The 18,577-nt window shown below is 45.7% G+C and carries 15 protein-coding genes; 9 read left to right on the top strand and 6 right to left on the bottom strand.

Annotation, left to right across the window (positions count from 1 at the left end; genetic code table 11):
- Positions 1-9 precede the first annotated feature (9 nt).
- The 4 genes from OZ660_RS14535 to OZ660_RS14520 all read right to left on the bottom strand — a co-directional run bounded on the left by OZ660_RS14535 (position 10) and on the right by OZ660_RS14520 (position 3,736).
- Entirely contained in the window at positions 10-156 is a 147-nt protein-coding gene (locus OZ660_RS14535; protein WP_202262211.1) for a hypothetical protein, read from the bottom strand.
- 100 nt (positions 157-256) lie between these two features.
- Positions 257-1,114: a LysR family transcriptional regulator gene (locus OZ660_RS14530; RefSeq protein WP_202262210.1), complete on the bottom strand. Its 858-nt coding sequence runs from the start codon at positions 1,112-1,114 to the stop codon at positions 257-259.
- Between the two features lie 100 nt (positions 1,115-1,214).
- Positions 1,215-2,711 carry a tryptophan halogenase family protein gene (locus OZ660_RS14525; RefSeq protein ID WP_274741404.1) on the bottom strand — a complete coding sequence of 499 codons (1,497 nt, stop codon included), beginning with the start codon at positions 2,709-2,711 and terminating at the stop codon, positions 1,215-1,217.
- Complete coding sequence (locus tag OZ660_RS14520) at positions 2,711-3,736, bottom strand: LacI family DNA-binding transcriptional regulator (protein WP_159626934.1); 1,026 nt, start codon at positions 3,734-3,736, stop codon at positions 2,711-2,713. The genes OZ660_RS14525 and OZ660_RS14520 overlap by 1 nt, the downstream gene beginning before the upstream one ends.
- 219 nt (positions 3,737-3,955) lie before the next feature.
- On the opposite strand from OZ660_RS14520, the gene OZ660_RS14515 reads away from it, so the two are divergent.
- The 6 genes from OZ660_RS14515 to OZ660_RS14490 all read left to right on the top strand — a co-directional run bounded on the left by OZ660_RS14515 (position 3,956) and on the right by OZ660_RS14490 (position 13,944).
- Positions 3,956-6,682 carry a TonB-dependent receptor gene (locus OZ660_RS14515; RefSeq protein WP_274741403.1) on the top strand — a complete coding sequence of 909 codons (2,727 nt, stop codon included), beginning with the start codon at positions 3,956-3,958 and terminating at the stop codon, positions 6,680-6,682.
- 141 nt (positions 6,683-6,823) lie between these two features.
- Positions 6,824-9,337, top strand: a complete 2,514-nt coding sequence (locus tag OZ660_RS14510) for a family 20 glycosylhydrolase (protein ID WP_274741402.1) — start codon at positions 6,824-6,826, stop codon at positions 9,335-9,337.
- Positions 9,338-9,421: 84 nt separating this feature from the next.
- On the top strand, positions 9,422-10,321 hold the full coding sequence (locus OZ660_RS14505; protein ID WP_274741401.1) for a BadF/BadG/BcrA/BcrD ATPase family protein: 900 nt from the start codon (positions 9,422-9,424) through the stop codon (positions 10,319-10,321).
- On the top strand, positions 10,321-11,331 hold the full coding sequence (nagB-II, locus tag OZ660_RS14500) for a glucosamine-6-phosphate deaminase NagB-II (protein ID WP_274741400.1): 1,011 nt from the start codon (positions 10,321-10,323) through the stop codon (positions 11,329-11,331). Before OZ660_RS14505 ends, nagB-II begins: the two co-directional genes overlap by 1 nt.
- Positions 11,328-12,569: an N-acetylglucosamine-6-phosphate deacetylase gene (gene nagA, locus OZ660_RS14495; protein ID WP_274741399.1), complete on the top strand. Its 1,242-nt coding sequence runs from the start codon at positions 11,328-11,330 to the stop codon at positions 12,567-12,569. Before nagB-II ends, nagA begins: the two co-directional genes overlap by 4 nt.
- Positions 12,570-12,591: 22 nt before the next feature.
- Positions 12,592-13,944, top strand: a complete 1,353-nt coding sequence (locus OZ660_RS14490; protein WP_274741398.1) for a sugar MFS transporter — start codon at positions 12,592-12,594, stop codon at positions 13,942-13,944.
- Positions 13,945-13,946: 2 nt separating this feature from the next.
- On the opposite strand, the gene OZ660_RS14485 is transcribed toward OZ660_RS14490, so the two are convergent.
- On the bottom strand, positions 13,947-14,954 hold the full coding sequence (locus OZ660_RS14485) for a hypothetical protein (protein WP_274741397.1): 1,008 nt from the start codon (positions 14,952-14,954) through the stop codon (positions 13,947-13,949).
- A 49-nt stretch (positions 14,955-15,003) separates the two neighbouring features.
- On the opposite strand from OZ660_RS14485, the gene OZ660_RS14480 reads away from it, so the two are divergent.
- Positions 15,004-16,074, top strand: a complete 1,071-nt coding sequence (locus OZ660_RS14480; RefSeq protein WP_274741396.1) for a 5'-methylthioadenosine/S-adenosylhomocysteine nucleosidase — start codon at positions 15,004-15,006, stop codon at positions 16,072-16,074.
- Positions 16,075-16,257: 183 nt separating this feature from the next.
- On the opposite strand, the gene OZ660_RS14475 is transcribed toward OZ660_RS14480, so the two are convergent.
- Positions 16,258-16,761, bottom strand: a complete 504-nt coding sequence (locus OZ660_RS14475; RefSeq protein WP_274741395.1) for a hypothetical protein — start codon at positions 16,759-16,761, stop codon at positions 16,258-16,260.
- Between the two features lie 258 nt (positions 16,762-17,019).
- Here OZ660_RS14475 and gcvT point away from each other — a divergent pair, with 258 nt between their 5' ends.
- Both gcvT and gcvH read left to right on the top strand, forming a co-directional pair.
- Positions 17,020-18,099 (top strand): glycine cleavage system aminomethyltransferase GcvT, encoded by a 1,080-nt coding sequence (gene gcvT, locus OZ660_RS14470; protein ID WP_159626894.1) that lies wholly within the window; start codon positions 17,020-17,022, stop codon positions 18,097-18,099.
- A 26-nt stretch (positions 18,100-18,125) separates the two neighbouring features.
- A complete protein-coding gene (gene gcvH, locus OZ660_RS14465; RefSeq protein ID WP_159626895.1) occupies positions 18,126-18,515 on the top strand; it encodes a glycine cleavage system protein GcvH in 390 nt (129 codons plus the stop codon).
- Positions 18,516-18,577 lie beyond the last annotated feature (62 nt).

The following is an 18,577-nucleotide window of genomic DNA, read 5'->3' as shown; positions in this document are numbered from 1 at the left end:
ATCTAAATACTACGACTTCGTTTGATGTTCTGAGTCGTAGTGTTGACGAATAAATACAGGTTGTTTATTTAATCGCTCTATGCGTTTTTTCTCTTCCTTGAAAAAGTACATTAACGCAAGAACCACAGCAACAGTAAAGATTACAGTTACAATCATCTTTTGCTCTCCACGAACGCTTTTTCAATATAAATTACAAAACTTAATACGCATAGAATAACAAAAAGTATCTGTTGCTTTAGTTACGTGTTTGTAACTTTTAGGCAGCGCTATTCTTTAACCGAACCTTAAAAAACTCGGCAAGGGTTTTACTAATAACTGGGTGCTGTGTGTCTTGGTTAAATAAACAGATATTAACCTTACCAAGTTTTGGAAGGTGTGGGTGGTTAAGTGGCGTCAAATGAGCGGGTAAACTCGATTTGGCAAGGGCGGTAACGCCAAGGCCTTGCTGTATAGCTGCTACCAGGCCACCTAAATCAGCATTGGTGTAGGTGATTTTCCACGCAAAGGTTTGCTGCTTTAATTGTTCAATTACTCGACTTCGGTACATACAGCCATCAGGCGCGAGCACCAGCGGAATAGTGTTTCCAACCAAAGGGTGGGCATTATCGCCTACCCACACGACATCATCTTCCAATACCACTTCGCCTTCGGTCTCTTCTTCTGGGTTTACCAGCGCCAGAATAAGGTCGAAATGATCGCGCTGACTAGGATGAAGCAAATCCCGACTTAACGCAGACGTAACTTCAAGGGAAACATCTGGGTAGCGTTTTGAAAACTCGCCAATTAATCCAGGCAGTAATGTTGAAGCAAACTCATTAGGGATACCTAATCGCAATCGGCCGCTTAAGGGCGCAGGCGTAAGACTGCGAAAAATATTGTCATTAAGTTCTAATATTTCTTTGGCTTTTGGGTACAACCAATTGCCATCAGCGCTTGGCACATGGCGCTGCCCAACTTTGGTAAACAGTTTTCTGTCGAGTTGAGTTTCTAGCTTCTTTATTTGCAAACTAATGGCAGGCTGAGAGCGGCCAAGAAAGTCACCCGCTTTGGCGTAGCCACCAAGTTCAATAACGCTGACAAAAGTGCGTAAGGTGTCGAGTGAAAGCTGCTTCATATTGATTAGACTTATTAATGAACGGGCTTGTGTTTATTATATTTGTAAATGTATGGCGGTGAAAGTGCTACGCTTTTTAAATGTGGGCACGCTTAGCGTTTTATCCCTCACTGATTCTCGCGTTATTAATAGACTGCGCCATTATATTCAGCGCTTGCGTGTTATCTAGCGTACGTGCCGTGCCATTCGTTATTGATGAAAAACGCTGCATGCCGGCAAAAATGCAGTACCACGACGGACGCAAGTACACTAACTTATTGTCAACTTCATTAAGTGCCTGCTCGAAGTCAGCACCTTTATCCCATGCCTCTAGCAAATAGGCGAGGGTGTCTGGCACAACTAATTCAGACTGGCACGCTTTCCAATACGGGGTGTCTGTGCGGGTGGTCAAATAGTAATGGGCTGCAATGTAGTCGCGAATACCATCAAACATGCGGTTCATTTCGGTATTGTAATGCGATATGCGTTGTGCGCTTTCGCTTTGCCAGCAATCAACAAAGTGATGTAACGCATATTGCACAAGCAGAAGGGCCGTTGCCTCTAGCGGTTCAATAAAGCCCTGTGACAATCCAATACATAAGCAGTTGCCTTGCCAGTGTTCGCTAAGCCTTCCTACTTGCATGGTTAAATGGCGAGCGTCTTGTTGCGGGATTACAGCACTTGAATCATGTTGGGTTAACTGTTGTCGAAGTTCATCCTCAGCCTGCGAGGCAGTGCAAAACGCGCTGCTATATACATAGCCATTACCCGTACGGTTGGTCAGAGGAATATGCCATTGCCAACCGTGCTTTAATGCAATGGAACGGGTTTGAAGTGCTTTGGTTGGCTTTGCAAGTGCGGCGCTGGGTATAGCCACTGCGGCGTCGTTAAATAACGTGTCGGCATAACTTGAAAAGGGGCGAGCGAGTGCTTGCTTACCTAGTAGCCCTCTAAAACCAGAACAGTCTACAAATAACTCTGCGTTAAGTATTTCACCATCGCTCAGCACAATGTGATTGATACGTTGCCCGGTAGTAGCCACACTTTGAACCGTTCCAATTTTATGACTCACCCCTTTTTGCTTGGCATACTTTTTCAAAAAGTCACCTAACAGACCCGCATCAAAGTGATAGGCATAATCTAGATTGGCAGACGATGAAATGGTTTGCGGTGATATTCCTTCATTCACCATATGGGCAGCGGTAAAATAGTGTGAGGGGTTCACATCCTCGGCATGTCCGTGGCGTCTTCTATTCACTGCGTTGAAATACATATCGGCAGTAGACATATCTAGCGCGGAAAAAAACGGGTGAAAATAGCTATCGCCTGCTGATGTCCACTTTTCAAAGCTTATCCCCATTTTATAGGTGGCATTACAATGTTGCATCCATGCACTTTCAGTTACGCCCAAATAGTCAAAGAAAAAACGCAAATAGGGTGTAGAGCCTTCGCCTACGCCCACTGTACTGATATCGGCCGACTCAAGAAGCGTTATCTGCGGCGCAGGCGCCTTCGCATTGGCTTGGTTTAATTCAATAGCACGCGCTAGATAACACGCGCTCATCCAACCGGCGGTGCCGCCACCAACAATAACAATATCTTGAGGTAAGGCTTTCATCAGACTTTCTCTGTTGACGCTCGAACCACTAGCTCGGGTACAAACGTATGATTTAAATTATCAGCCGTTGATTTGGTTTTTCTTGCGCGTAAAAATTGAATCAGCGACGCCGCCGCATGCTGCGCAATTTCGTTAGTTGGCTGCGAGGCGGTGGTGAGTGGGGGAAATGTTTGGCGTGAGAACGGGCTGTTCTCGAATCCGGCAATGGCCAAGTCGTTTGGCACATCCACGCCTTTCATACGTGCACCAAAAAGCGTTCCCGCGGCAATCTCATCGTTACACGCAAATACAGCGGAAGGGTGGGGAGACATGCCAAGCAGTGTTTCTGCGCTTTTCACTCCGGTTTCAAACGAGTACGTACCTTTAATAATTAACGACTCGTCTAACGCTAGGCCCGCTTCTTCAAGTGCGGCCTTGTAGCCATTTAAACGCTCGGTGGTCGATTTGTGAATTTCTTCACCAGCAATAAAGGCGATGTGTTTATGACCTTGTTGGATCAGGTGGCGCGTAATGTCGTAGGCGGCTTTAAAGTCGTTTACCAGTACGTAAGGAAGGTGAGAGCTTAAGGTGCCATCTCCCGATAGAATGCGTACATAGCTTATGTTATTAGCGTCTAATTCGCTGAGTACCGCAGGCATTTCAGACAGTGGTGGCGATAAGATAAGCCCGGCAAGTTGCGCCGTATCTACCATTTCCACTAATTCCTTGGCGATGTTACTTGAGCTTGCATCACAAGGGTGAATCAGTAGCTCAAAGTTATTCTTGCGGCATACATCCAATATACCTTTTTGCATATCGATGATGTAGTAAGCGTTGGGGTTGTCGTATACGTAACCCAACACTGACGCGCCTTTACTTGCAAGGTCGCGAGCCGCTTTGTTTGGTGTGTATTTTAATGCGGCTATGGCGTCTTCTACGCGCTTTAATGTATCGGGTTTTACCGTTCCCTCTTTGTTTATAACTCGGGAAACGGTCTTAATAGAGACACCCGCCATTTCGGCAACACTTTTGATGGTAGCAGCCAAATTCATTCTCTCTTCAAAAAATTGGTTTAATTTTCAACAATTAAGAACTAAATATTATCTTTTTGTTAAAAAAATATTTGCAGCTTCACAATCTGTCATGTAACTTAACATTCAATGACAGCGTTGTCATCTAAAAACTGTACCTTATAACAACGCCTGTCATTTTATTATTTTAATAAATGACAGCGTTGTCATTTTGGCTGAGAAAAGGTTAATACAATGTCCAAAAACCAACAAAACAAACTAACAAGAAGTGTTCGCCTCGCCATAGCTATGGGCGCACTGACAAGTATTTCGGTACCTGTTGCTGTAGCGCAAGAAGCGGGTGAAACTGAAGTCATTGAAGTCACAGGGATCCGTGGTAGCCAAAAGGCCAACATCAACGCTAAGCGTTTCTCTAACGCGATTGTTGATGCGATCACCGCAGAAGACATTGGCAAGTTCCCAGACAAAAACGTAGCGGAAACGCTAGCACGTGTACCGGGCATCACTATTGACCGCGACTTTGGTGAAGGTCAGGGCGTAACGATTCGTGGTGTTCAGCCAGACCAAAACTTGACCTTGGTAAATGGTCAAGCGGTAGGTACAGGGCAGTGGTTTGTACTTTCAGATGCAACGCGTAACTTTAACTTCGAGATTTTGGCATCAGAAATGATTGCGGGTCTTGAAGTATACAAATCATCACAAGCTGATATTGATGAAGGTGCGCTAGGTGGTACTGTTATTCTTAAAACACGTAAGCCATTCGACTTAGATGCGCATTCAGGTCAAGTGTCAGTTGAAGGGCAGTATGGTGATATTGCCGACCAACTAGACCCAACACTGTCAGGTCTTTACAGCTGGAAGAACGAGGATGAAACCTTCGGTATTCTTTTCTCGGGTTCATATCAGGAACGTACTGTAGAGCGTGAAACTAACGAAGACTTTGGTTGGTTTGGTCCAAGTATTGCCCGTATCGACCCACTTATTGAAGCGCCCGCCGGTGCTGACAGAAAAGGTGCATTACCTTGGGGTATGGGGTCAGCTTTATTTAAACAAGATCGTGAGCGTGTTGGTTTTGATGTTACCGCACAATGGGCACCAACTGACGACTTCGATATGTCAGTACACTATCTATCATCTACGTTAAAAGCAGACAACGTAAACTCTAACCTTATTGGTATTCCATTTCGCGGTATCGCTTACATGGGCACCGACACTAACACAGGTACCGTTAGTGCAGACAACGTGGTTGAATCACTTAATGTAGTGGGTGTTGACCAGCGCCCAGTATGGGCTCGTACGTTGGCATACGACAATATCTTCCGCGACGGCTCTGAAATGTCGACTGAAATCATCGACGTTGAAGGTCACTACCTAATGGGCGACGGCAAATTACACTTCCAACTAGGTACAACCACAGGTGAAGGTGAAAACCGTGACTTCTTTACAGAGTTTTGGGCAGACGCAAGCGATCCGCGCGTTGCATTCGACTTTTACAATCCAGGTGGTGATGCGCCATACATCGACTTTACTACCTCTAGCCCGTGGTTAGCGAACCCGACTGACGAAATGTGGTTAGGTGGCATCTTTGATCAGCTAAACGCGACAGAAGATAAAGAAAACTATATTCAGTTTGATTACGAACACAGTGTCGATTGGGGCGCAGTTACCGAAGTGAAGACGGGTATCAAACGCCGTGACAGAAGCTTCTCGCAATCACGCTATAGAACAGACTTGGCTAACCTAGCACCAACGGGTGAAGGCAGCCTTGGCCCAGCATCAGCATTTTGGAGTGGCGACATGATCAATGTATCGCACTCAAATACTAATGGCGTTGGTGCAAGCTACTTCTTCCCAGACAAAGACAGCATGTACAACGCGCTATACAGCGTTGCGGAGTGTGCGGGCGATGCCACGACACTGTGCCGTCGTACTGACCAGTTCCTAGACGAGTCTTCATTTGAAATTGAAGAAGACATTACTGCGGCTTACGTTATGGCGAAATTCAGCGGTGACGGCTTCAGAGGTAATGTGGGTCTACGCTATGTGGAAACTGACTCTACCTCAAACGGTTTTGACCTAAATACTGGCGAAGCGGTTGCCTTTGATGGCGGTTATAACGAATGGCTACCTAGCATTAACTTGTCTTACGACCTAACTGACGATGTATTGCTACGTATGGCGGCGTCTCGTGTGCTAACACGTCCTGCTCCATTCCAGCTAGCACCTGCGGTTAACTTAACTCCTGAGACAAGCTCTGGCTCGGCAGGTAACCCTCAGCTTAACCCGCTGACGGCAAACCAGTTTGAAGTTGGTGCCGAATGGTACTTCAGCGAGTCTTCTGTTGCGGCAATTACCGTATTTAAGAAAGACATTAACGACTTCATCTTTACTAAAACCGTATCGCGTGAAATTGACGGTCAACAAATTAACCAGCTGAGAACACCAGAAAACGGTGGCTCTACGTCAATTGACGGCATCGAAATGCAAATTCAACACGTGTTCGATAACGGTTTTGGTGGCTATGCTAACTACACTTATACAGATGTAGCCGATGCCAAAGTAGATGAAGCGGTACCAGTAACTGATGCTGACGGTAACATTGTAGGGGCAACGATTGCGTCACGCTTAGTGAGCTTCCCGAACACGTCAAAAGACTCGTTCAACATTGGTGTGTTTTATGAAACAGACGTGTACAGCGCACGCCTTAACTATAACTACCGTTCAGAGTACTTCATTGCACAAGCCGAAATTGGCGATCAGTACCGCGACGAGCAATCACAGCTTGACGCGCAGCTAAGCTGGAATGTAACTGACACCATCACGCTTAAAGCAGAAGCACTTAACTTAACCGATGAAATTTGGGAGAACTACTACGTTCGCAGTAGCGATGGCAAACGCCTAGGCGGTACGCAAAGCGCTAACGGTCGTCGTTTCTTCATCGGCGCAAGCATGCGATTTTAAGGCAGGGGTGTAAAAATAGTTTGTGTGTTCGCTATTTTTACGTTGCAAAAGGGTAGGGCACAAGCTCTACCCTTGTTTTTAAACGCACAGCGTTTTAGTACCAGCACAGTAAATATCATAAATCAGTAAAGGATGTGTTACGTGAGATGTATTTTGGGATTATCAATGTTGTTAATGGCGTGCTCGCCAGTCGCATCAACGCAGGCTAACATTGAACAGCCACAGCTAGACGAACTTGGCCAGCACCTTAATGTTCAGTACAGCGTACTCAGCAATATTGATGACACTGCGTGCCGTGTACATATTCCCAAAGGTGATTGCTTCTCATCACAAATGACGCTGCAAAGCGCAACAAGTGCTATTCCAGCAACCACATCATTATTCTTTAGCCATATTGCGCCAGTTCGCGGCTTCGATACCGACAGCGCTATTACTATTGAACATATCAATGGCGATTTACATCGCCTAACCTTTAACGAATCTATAGCGGCTGATACAAAAGTGACAGTGACTTTGTCAGCCCCTTTCTGGCATGCCTCTCGCAGTGACGCCATGCCAAATTACTATTTAACCTATCCATCGCTTCAACCTGTTATTGTGGCATCAACTACACGGGTAAAAGAGCCGGGTACCCATTTGTTAGTTAACCAGCATACTGACGCGTGGCAAAACGAAGCGCAATACAAGCGAACGGCCTCTGATGCTATGCCGTTAATGGATAGTGCTTTTTTAGCAAAGCAGCCAACATACACCACAAAATCAACCGAGTGGGATAACCGCGTTATTCCTCAAGTTGCAGAGCGCAAAGACACGGGTGAAACCGTTGCAGTAACAGGCATTAGTGTAAAAGGCATTAGTGTAAAAGACGACGTTGTTAATGCTTTGTCACCTGCATTAGCTCAGGCGGCTTTTTTTGGATTGTCGCAGCAAGATAACGGCATACCCGTCAATATCAGCTTCACGCCTAATACGCTTGTTGAGGGTGAATATTCATTGGTTGTGAGAGACAGCCGTGTAGATATCAAGGCCAAAGATGCGGTAGCCGCTAACTATGCGCTACTCACTTTAGCGCAGCTTTATAACAAAAACCGTCAAACGCTGCCGATTACTTCAATTCATGACAAACCCCGCTTTGCTTTTCGCGGTATGCATTTAGATATTGCGCGCCATTTTCCGGGTAAAGCGGCCATTGCGTCGGTACTTACGCAAATGTTCACGTACAAACTGAACAAGCTTCATCTTCATTTAAGTGACGATGAGGGCTGGCGATTGGCTATCGACGCATTGCCGGAACTTACTGACATTGGCGCATATCGCTGTCATGACTTGTCGGAACAAACCTGTTTGTTACCACAGCTTGGCAGTGGCCCGTTTAAAAGTGCGCAAGGGAATGGTTTTTTAACGCAGCAAGATTACATCGACATTCTTCAAATGGCGCATCAGCGTGGTATTGAAGTGATCCCATCACTTGATATGCCAGGGCATGCTCGCGCTGCTATTGTGTCTATGAATGCGCGCTATCAGCGATTCATGAAAGCCGGAAACAGCGCCGAAGCAAATAAGTATATGTTGGTCGACAAGCAAGACACAACGCGCTATGAAAGCGTTCAATTTTATCGCGATAATACGATAAACCCTTGTCTTGATAGCACATACACTTTTATCGATACCATAATGGGCGCGGTGAAAGCGTTGCACGACAAAGCAAATGTGCCGCTTGAATACTTCCATGTAGGCGCTGATGAAACCGCAGGCGCGTGGGTTGAATCCCCCGTGTGCAAAGCAAAAGGGCAACAGGCCGATACTATTCTTCCCACCTTTGTTACACGCGTTCAAGAAATTGCTCAAAAGCATAACATTGCCATTGGTGGTTGGAGCGATGGCATGGAAAAAGCGGCGAAAACCTTAGATAACACTAAGGCATACACCAATGTGTGGCATCTGTTAGCGGCAGGTGGAAAAAATACCGTATCACATTTTGCCGAAGCGAATATTCCAGTAGTGCTGTCGTTCCCCGATGTGCTCTATTTTGATTTTCCTTATCAAAGTAACCCACTTGAGCCAGGTTATTACTGGGGCTCACGGGCTACCAGTACGCATAAAGTCTTCTCGCTGATGCCTGAGCACTTGCCATTGCACAGCCAAGAGTGGACGACGCGCATGGGCGAAAATTACACCAGTAATGACAGGGTAAACACCTCGTCGGTAGTGGGTATTCAAGGCCAGTTATGGAGCGAAGTAACGGTAAACCAAGACGCAGTAGAGTACATGGTGTTCCCGCGGTTATTGGCGCTTGCTGAACGCGCTTGGTATGAAGCGCCGTGGCAAAAAAAGGCACCAGTACTGGTGAAAGACGGTAGCTTACAGCAAAACCGTGATCAGGACTTCCACGCATTTGAACATGCTTTGCTTACGCAACATGCCCCCGCTTTAGTGCAACAAAATATCAATGTGCGCGTGCCAATGCCTGCGGCAAAAATAGCCGGTGGCATGCTAACCATGCAGGTAAAAGCTGGGCTGATTGGTGAATATCAAATTGCAGACGGTGACTGGATTGAGTACATCAAGCCCGTTTCGATAGAAAATGCAGATAACGTAAAAGTACGCGCAAGACTTCAAGGTACACAAAAAACGAGCCGACAAGTACTGTTATAAGTGCTTGTTTTTAATGGTTAAAAATGACAGCGTTGTCATCATTAATTGTGTGTCTTACCTATTTAATAAAAACGAGAAGTGTAAATGAGTTCTGATTTATTTTTTATTGGCATTGACGGTGGCGGCACCAAATGTCGAGCAAGATTAGAAGACAGCAAGGGCACATTGCTAGGCGAGGGCGTAAGTGGCCCCGCGAATATCATGCGCGACAGTGAGCTGGCAAAGGCATCTATGTTAGACGCTATCTCGCTTGCCATAGCATCAGCCAATACGAACTGTGACAATGCCATTGGTTTGTCACAGTGTGTGGTAGGTGCAGGCCTTGCCGGTGCAAATATTGCCAGTGCCAAGCAAGTATTTGAAACATGGACACATCCATTTCATTCGCTTCATGTGCTAAGCGATTTACACGCGGCGTGTCTGGGCGCTCACGATGGAGAAAGTGGTGCGGCGATCATTATCGGCACAGGGTCTTCGGGCACGGTGTGGCATAACCACGCATTTCACGATGTAGGTGGTCACGGTTTTCCTATTGGCGATAAAGCCAGTGGCGCATGGCTTGGGCTACAAGCCGTAAAACATACACTGCTGTGTTTAGACGAACTTGCCCCTATAGACGCATTGGCTACACAAATTTGTAGTGCGCTTAAGACGAATGACATCAATGACATTGTAAGCCAATGTGCCACGTTTAATACCCATCACTATGCGGCATTGGTTGAGCAAATGCTGCCGTTGCTTTACGCCAAAGATGAGACTGTAAGTGCGTTGTTTGAAGAAGGCGCAGCGTATATTGAGAGAATGGCGCAAAGACTATTAGCGCAACATGACTATCCTCTTGCAATGATTGGCGGTCTTAGCAACGTGTACTCCACATATTTTTCCGATTCCATTAAAGCCCGTTTAGTGGCGTGTAAGGCAACACCGCAACAAGGTGCTATCCATTACGCCAAAGCGGCTTGTTTTCAATTAAAAGGTGAGTAATGAATTTATCAATAATGGCAAAAGAAGCCCGTGAAGTGCCGACGGTTATCGCAAAGCAACTCGATAAAAACGACGGTGCCATTCGCGAACTAGCCGCAACACTTAATAAGCTTAATCCACACCTTATTTATATTATTGGCCGAGGTTCTTCTGATCATGCCGGGGTATTTGGCAAGTATTTGTTTGAAACCGAAATGGGGATCCCGGTTTGCAGTGCAGCGCTGTCGATTGCAGGTATTTTTGGCAAGCAGCTTAACTTAAACGGGGCGGTGGCGTTTGTAATTTCACAGTCGGGAAGAAGCCCCGATATATTAAAACAAACAGAGTCGGCGAAAAAAGGTGGTGCTTTCACAGTGGCGTTTGTTAACGATGAAACGTCACCTTTAGCTGAGCTTGCCGATGCCGTTATTCCCTTATCAGCAGGCGAAGAAAAAGCGGTAGCGGCCACAAAAAGTTTCATTGCTACCTTATCTGCACTTCTTCATTTGTGCGCACGTTGGCGTGAAAATGATGCACTGTTTGAGTCATTAGCTACATTGCCCGAATCACTTCAAAAGGTGATTGAATCGCCCAACCAACTTACTGCCAATTATCTTGAAAATACGCGTAATACCATAGTGTTGGGGCGCGGTTTTGGCTACGCAGTAGGTCGCGAAGTAGCACTTAAACTAAAAGAAGTGTTAGGCATTCATGCCGAGGCGTTTAGTAGCGCGGAGTTTATTCACGGCCCTGTGACATTGGTAGAGAAAAAACTAAAGTTGATAGCACTTAATATTCTGGATGAAAGTGCGCCTTTTCACGCAGATATGGTAGGAGATGTAAGAGCACGCGGCGGCGAGTGTCTTGACCTAGGTTTTACCACTGGAACTAGCGTTAGTGATGTACACCCTCGGGTTTCTGCATTGTTGCTTATGCAGCGTTTCTATTTAGACATTGAGCAAATTGCCATTGAGTGGGGCTTAAACCCTGATACACCACCAGGATTAAACAAGGTAACCAAAACCCAATGATCACCCATCTTCTTGTAGAAAAGGTGTTAGTGGACGGCGCTTGGTTACCCAACCAAGTGCTAAGTATTGAAAACGGCATCTTTAAAAATATCGCGAGCTACCCCTATGTGAGCGACGAGGTAAAAGCGGGTATTTCACAGCATATCAAAGGCGCAGTTTTACCCGGATACATTGATACGCAGGTAAACGGTGGTGGTGGGGTAATGTTTAATCATGCCCCTACTTATGAAAGCTTAAAAGTGATGGCGGCGGCGCACCTTCAATTTGGTACTACAACGCTATTCCCTACGTTAATAACTGACGATATAGACACCATTGAGCAAGCCGCTAATGCGATTAGCCAAGCAATCGCAGACAACCATGCGTCTATTGCAGGGGTACACTTTGAAGGGCCGCATTTGTCTATTGAAAAGAAAGGCGTGCATTTACCCTGTTATATTCGCAAGCTAAGTAAACGTGAAATGGCAACCTATACTCGCAAAGACTTGGGGCAAGTGCTTGTGACTGTAGCGCCAGAAAACGTATCGTGCGATGTTATTCGCGAGCTAGTGAGTCATGGCGTTATAGTGGCGCTAGGACACTCTAACGCGCCATTTGATGTGGTAGAAAAAGCTATTGAAGCAGGGGCATCTGGATTTACCCATTTATTTAACGCTATGTCACCTTTAACGTCGCGTGAGCCGGGTATGGTGGGAGCAGCAATGCTTCACAACAGTACCTGCGGCATTATTGTTGATCATCAGCACGTTCACCCTAAAACCGTGGAGCTGGCCTTTAAAACTAAAGGGCCTAGTGAGCTTATGCTTGTGACAGATGCAATGGCGCATGTGGGGGCAAGCGACAAACGCATTGCGTTTTTTGATACCCATATAACACGTACGGGCGATAAGCTAACCACACCTGATGGCACGTTAGCGGGCAGCTGCCTAGATATGCATGGTGCACTGACCAATAGTGTAAACGACATTAATATTGCGCTAGAAGATGCCAGTATGATGGCAAGCACAACCCCTGCGGTATTTGCCAAAATACATGATAGGGTAGGTGATATTGCCATAGGAAAGGCCGCTAACTTTGTTGTACTCGATAGCGCAAATACGCTTCGCCAAGTGTATCTGCAAGGTACAAAGCAATTTGCTTATTCTGCAGGCCACAGCAGCTGCGATATCAATTGCGATAATAACGACGACATAGCGCAGCTAAGTGGATTTGGCGCATCAAGCGACTCAAGAGAATAATTAAAAATAAGAGACTTTTGACATGACAACACAAGCTCAATCAAATGTACCCGACACACAAGGCATAAGCCGATTTATTCCCATTTTAAGTATTGGTTTATTGTTCTTTATTTTTGGGTTTATTACCTGGCTTAATGGCGCACTTATTCCTTTTTTACAGATGGTGTGTGAGCTAACCGAAATACAGGCCCTACTTATTGCATTTTGTTTTTATATTGCCTACGTGGTTATGGCCTTGCCCATGGCCAAGATACTAGAAAGAACCGGCTATCAAAAAGGCATGAGTTTAGGTCTAGGCATTATTGCGGTAGGTTGCTTACTGTTTGTGCCAGCCGCACTGACCGCCGTTTTTCCTATCTTTCTTTTGGCACAGTTTGTTGTAGGTAGCGGATTAACCATTCTGCAAACGGCGTCGAACCCTTTTATTGTGCGCTTAGGTAACGAAGAAAGTGCAGCCGCGCGTATTGCGTTTATGGGGTTACTGAACAAAGCGGCAGGTGTGCTTGCGCCAATTGTATTTACTAGCTTGGTATTAAGCGGCTTGCCCGATGTTAATCAAGAGTCGCTTGACGCAATGCCTGCAGACACGCGAGCAGTACTTATAAACGACATGTCGGTTTCGCTCATTCAGCCATACATCGGTATGGCCATAGCGCTTGGGCTATTGGCATTGGTGTTTATGCGGATCGCGTTGCCGTCTATTGAAAGTGACGATGATGCGCAAAGCGCAGGTGGCAATAGCGACGTTGCAACCACGCCATCGCAGAGCAAACAAATTTTGCAATTCCCGCACTTGGTATTGGGGGCGATAAGTTTGTTTTTCTATGTGGGCGTTGAAGTAGTGGCAGGTGATACCATAGGCTTGTATGGCTCGTCAATTGGCGTAGAGAACGCCACCACACTAACTTCGTTCACCATGGTCGCCATGGTAATTGGTTACGCCATTGGTTTGGTGTGTATTCCGCGTTTTATCTCTCAACAAACAGCTTTGTTAAGTTCGGCGTTACTAGGCTTAATGCTTACGGTTTGCATACTGCTTAGTTCAAATACCGATACCGGTATTTCAAACGCATTGTGGGGCTGGCTTGGAGTGCAAGCTTTACCAAATACCGTTACCTTCATTGCGCTATTAGGTTTAGCAAATGCAATGGTGTGGCCGGCTATTTGGCCGTTAGCGCTGAATAATTTGGGCAAGTACACCGCGCAAGGGTCGGCGTTACTCATCATGGGGATAGCAGGTGGTGCCATTTTGCCTATGGTGTACGGCATTGCCAGCGAAGCTATTGGCGGACAAACAGCGTATATCATTATGTTACCGTGCTATTGCTTTATTGCTTACTACGCACTTTGGGGATGCAAAAAGCAAAACTGGTGAGCCTAAACAGCTAAATCAATTTGTTGAAAGGTGCCGATACGCCCATCCTCATACAGGAAAAAACTATTGGCACGCACCGCAGCCTGTAGTTGATTGTTGGCGTCTTTTACTTCAAAAGGCGCCGCTATATTGCCTAAATACAGCGCGCCTATACCCAGTGCGCTAAGCGGCGTAATGACATCACTACCCGAAGTATCTTTTTGATAAAACGTTAGGTTAGAAAATACCGGGTCGCCTGCATCAATAAAGTGATTGTTGTCACTGTCATACTTGGCAAGCTCGTTAAAACCATTACCGGTGCGCGCACCAAATAGCTCGCTACCATCATCAATTATTCCATTCATATTGATATCAATGGCCAAAAAACCTGATGTTCCTGTTGCAAAGTGCACGTTATCTGTCTTTCCGTCGGCATCAATATCAAACGCTACTTTGTTGTGTGTAAGGTCAAGGCCCGAATGCGTTGAGTGGCCCAAATTAAGCACCAATGGATCTGAAAGTTCTACTTCGCCCACTGTCATCTCAAAGCGGTTTTGAATGTAATACTGACGTTCTGAGTAATGCGACAACGCAATGTTGATGGTATCGCCTGTGCTTGTGAGTAATTGCCCGCTGGCACTAAAATGCCCTGATTCGTGTTCTAAATAGCTTTCCTCATACTGGTATATTAGGTCTGCGGTAGTCGATTGGCGCGCCTGCGCATTACCTTGATTATCATTTTGTGTACCGGGTGCATTATCAAGGTTTGAAGGGCTTGTGAGTGTAATTTTGTGCCCGGCTAATTGCTCTACCAACATCTTCAGTTGAGCCGTTTTAACATCCAAGTGTTGCGTTTCACTATTGGCAGGGGCATCTAACGTGTTTTGCGAAAGGTTATCAGTGGTGGTGTTTTCAAAGGGGACGCTATCTGCATTCGCAGTAGGCCGAGTAGCAAGCGATTCTTTTACCGAGACAGTTTCGCTGTAACTATGCTTATAGCCAAACGTTATCTGACTTTGTGCAATTATCATTGTGTTGGCCCTATCTTTACGTTAATTCAAGGTACAACTCTGCTCAACTGTGTTATCGGCTTCAGCTAAAGAATCTTTATGGTTAGGTGAAAATAATTTCTTAACCGTTATCGGTGTTACTATTTGGAATAGCAACGAGAAAAGGCTCACGTTTTTCAAAGCTGGCACCGCGGTTGCAACTTTCGTTATTCGTAAATTTATACAGTTAAATATGGGGAGTGTACTGTTGAAATATGTGGTTGTAGTTATGGCGTTACTGGTCAGTAGCGTATGTTTGGGAAAGCAGAGCCAATTTAATTCTGTATCGGTTACCTCTGCAAGTGCACCAAAATCGCCCATCATGATCCAAGGGCCTATGCCTATTGAAGCAGAATTCTTTGCAAGTTTACTCACCGACGTTCGCATAGAAAAAGCAGGGAATGCCACGTTTTATATTGGTAGGTTGAACGACTATCCAGTGGTGGTAGCCAAAACGGGGAAGGGGCTAGAAAATACCGCTGCGGCAACGGCTATTGGTATTGAGCGTTATCGCCCCATAGCCATCATCAATCAAGGCACATCGGGCGGGCATGATCCTAAGTTAAACGTGGGTGATATAGTGCTAGGCAAACGCGCGGTAAATGCGAGTAACTTTAAAACGGCGCGTTTAGCGCAAGGACAAGGCTCAGACCCTATGCAATGGGTGCCTATGGATATTATGGCTTCAGAAGGAAGTGCCGGAGAGGGCGACAGTGCTGCGGATGCCGAGAAGGTGCGCTACTACCTAGGCAACAAAGAATTACTGGGCATTGCACAGTCGGTAAAGCAAAAGTATACCCGCGGAAAAGTGGTAGAAGGTACCATTGGCAGCGGTAACTTTTGGAACAATGAGTTAGACCGTATCGCTTGGCTTAATGAGCACCTTGGCACTAGTGTAGAAGAAATGGAAACATCAGCCGCGGCACAAATTGCATTGGCTTACGACGTACCTTTTCTGGGCATTCGCGTGTTATCAAACAACATCACCAATGGTGGGCATTATGACCCAACCACTTCGGTTGATTGCCAGCAGTTCGTTAAAGAGGTAGTTGAGAAGTTTATTGCGGATAAAAGCAAACAGTTGGGCACTAAAGACGATTAGCGTGCTATTTGAGACCTTTGGTACAAACAGAATAGGTAAACGCACATAAAGTTAATCATGTTCAGGCTTATTGTTTGGGCATCTCCTGTTTTGCGCAATTCTTGTGTGTTGCGCCCTTTTTCGGCAGTGGAAGGATCTTCTGCCGACTTTATTCTCTTTAAGTAAGTTCATCCGGCCAACATTTTATTCATTGTATTGGGATACGGATAAATAGACGCCAGCTGACTGTAATTTTGACTGCTGCCCCAATGTACGCTCTTCATTTGCACGCTCATTGGCTTGGCGTAGTAACGCCTTAAGTGCCTCTTCTAGTTTTTCGAGTTTTGCTTGCAAGTCATCAAGCTGTTTTTTCTGGTTTTCATTGTGCGGCTTTTGCTCGTTAAGTGCTTCAATAGCATCTTTAGTCTTTTCGATTTCCTCTTTGAGTTCATCCATTTTCTCTTGGTCTACGCCTAACCTATTAAATAACACTCTCTCAAAAACTTCTTCTAGAAAGCTTTTAGGGCGCTCTTCAGTTGTGGTAGATGTAACTTGTTCGCCATCCATTGCCGCCTTGGTGGCGAAGTTGTGCCCATCTGTATATTCGTTTGCCGCAGATGCACTATCAGTTTCACTTGAAACACCATCATTATTTCGCTCACCATACATGGCTTGCCAGCGATCGTAGTCGGCCTGAGACACTATCATTATCGTTCCCTAAAATGCTCAAACAATTACAGATAGGTAGCACTAAGCGAATACTGTACCAAGTTGCGCCTATCGATAGATTTTAACAACGCTACCAAAGGACTTAGCCTAGCTATCTAATATTTGATTTTCTGATGTTCGGGCAGTAATACATTTGCTTTTTAAATGTATTGATAAATATTTCCAATTTGTTGCACAAACGTTAGCTCACTATACTCAGTGTCGTTTTCTACCTTTCAATTAAAAAGAGTAAGTGGAATGTCTAATACCACCGCCCTACACGCAAAGCACCTAGAAGCGGGTGCGAAAATGGTCGATTTCTTCGGCTGGGATATGCCAATTAACTATGGTTCACAAATTGAAGAGCATCACGCTGTGCGTCAAGACGCAGGTATGTTTGATGTATCTCACATGACCATTGTTGATGTAAAAGGTGCACAAGCGAAAGCGTATCTTCAGTACCTGCTAGCTAATGACGTTGCTAAGTTGAAAGACAAAGGCAAAGCGCTATACAGCGGCATGCTGAATGAAGAAGGCGGTGTTGTAGACGACCTTATTGTTTATCACTTCGACGAAACCAACTATCGCTTGGTAGTTAACTCAGCAACGCGCGAAAAAGACATGAACTGGTTAATGAGCAAAGCAGAAGGCTTTGACGTAACCATTACCGAGCGCCCTGAGTTTGCCATGATTGCGGTTCAAGGCCCTAACGCTAAAGAAAAAGCGGCAACGCTATTTAGTGCAGCGCAAAAAGAAGCGGTTGCAGGCATGAAGCCATTTTTTGGCGTACAAGCCGAAGACCTGTTCATTGCTACCACTGGTTACACAGGTGAAGCTGGCTACGAAATTATGGTGCCAGCTGAGCAAGCAGAAAGCTTCTGGCAAGCACTACTTGATGCAGGCGTTAAGCCATGTGGTCTAGGTGCACGTGACACGCTCCGCCTTGAAGCGGGTATGAATTTATATGGTCAAGATATGGATGAAACCGTATCTCCACTAGCCGCTAACATGGGCTGGACAATTACTTGGGAACCGGCAGATCGTGACTTCGTAGGGCGTAAAGCACTAGAAGCGCAGCGTGAAGCGGGTACCGACAAGCTTGTAGGCTTGGTAATGACTGAAAAAGGCGTGCTTCGTCATGGCCTTAAAGTGAAAACAGAGAGCGGCGAAGGTGTTATTACTTCAGGTACGTTCTCTCCAACATTGGGCCACTCAATTGCCATGGCGCGAGTACCAAGTGATGTTGGTGAGACAGTTGAAGTGGAAATGCGCAAAAAGTGGGTTACAGTAAATGTGGTTAAGCCCTCCTTTGTACGCAATGGAAAAAGTGTTTTATAAGTTAACAGAGAATAACAGGAACGATTATGAGCAACATCCCAACTGATTTACGCTATGCCGCTACGCACGAATGGGTTCGCCCTGAAGGTGACGGTGTTTTCACTGTAGGTATTTCTGAGCACGCACAAGGCCTACTTGGCGATATGGTTTTCGTTGAACTACCAGATGTTGGCGACGCCGTTAGCACTGGTGACGACATTTGTGTTGCTGAATCGGTAAAAGCAGCATCTGACGTATACGCGCCAATTTCAGGTGAAATCGTTGCAGTAAACGAAGACCTAGAAGACTCGCCAGAGCTAGTAAACTCTGACCCATACGGCGACGGCTGGTTATTCAAAATCAAAGCTGACGATGCGGCTGAAGTAGAAGGTCTACTTGACGCAGAAGGCTACGAAAACAGCATTGACGAAGAGTAATTCGTTACGCAGTTTTACAGATATACAGTTTAAAAAAGGGGCCTAGGTTTAGCGCCCCTTTT

This window comes from Alteromonas sp. 009811495, assembly GCF_028865455.1.
Classification (GTDB): domain Bacteria; phylum Pseudomonadota; class Gammaproteobacteria; order Enterobacterales; family Alteromonadaceae; genus Alteromonas.
This window is presented reverse-complemented; position numbering and strand designations above follow the sequence as displayed.

Excerpts from the sequence above, each read along its gene's own strand:
- OZ660_RS14505 (WP_274741401.1), top strand. The coding sequence starts at position 9,422 with ATGAGTTCTGATTTATTTTTTATTGGCATTGACGGTGGCGGCACCAAA.
- OZ660_RS14485 (WP_274741397.1), bottom strand. The coding sequence starts at position 14,954 with ATGATAATTGCACAAAGTCAGATAACGTTTGGCTATAAGCATAGTTAC.
- OZ660_RS14515 (WP_274741403.1), top strand. The coding sequence starts at position 3,956 with ATGTCCAAAAACCAACAAAACAAACTAACAAGAAGTGTTCGCCTCGCC.
- OZ660_RS14525 (WP_274741404.1), bottom strand. The coding sequence starts at position 2,711 with ATGAAAGCCTTACCTCAAGATATTGTTATTGTTGGTGGCGGCACCGCC.
- nagA (WP_274741399.1), top strand. The coding sequence starts at position 11,328 with ATGATCACCCATCTTCTTGTAGAAAAGGTGTTAGTGGACGGCGCTTGG.
- gcvT (WP_159626894.1), top strand. The coding sequence starts at position 17,020 with ATGTCTAATACCACCGCCCTACACGCAAAGCACCTAGAAGCGGGTGCG.
- OZ660_RS14530 (WP_202262210.1), bottom strand. The coding sequence starts at position 1,114 with ATGAAGCAGCTTTCACTCGACACCTTACGCACTTTTGTCAGCGTTATT.
- OZ660_RS14475 (WP_274741395.1), bottom strand. The coding sequence starts at position 16,761 with ATGATAGTGTCTCAGGCCGACTACGATCGCTGGCAAGCCATGTATGGT.
- OZ660_RS14490 (WP_274741398.1), top strand. The coding sequence starts at position 12,592 with ATGACAACACAAGCTCAATCAAATGTACCCGACACACAAGGCATAAGC.
- nagB-II (WP_274741400.1), top strand. The coding sequence starts at position 10,321 with ATGAATTTATCAATAATGGCAAAAGAAGCCCGTGAAGTGCCGACGGTT.
- gcvH (WP_159626895.1), top strand. The coding sequence starts at position 18,126 with ATGAGCAACATCCCAACTGATTTACGCTATGCCGCTACGCACGAATGG.
- OZ660_RS14535 (WP_202262211.1), bottom strand. The coding sequence starts at position 156 with ATGATTGTAACTGTAATCTTTACTGTTGCTGTGGTTCTTGCGTTAATG.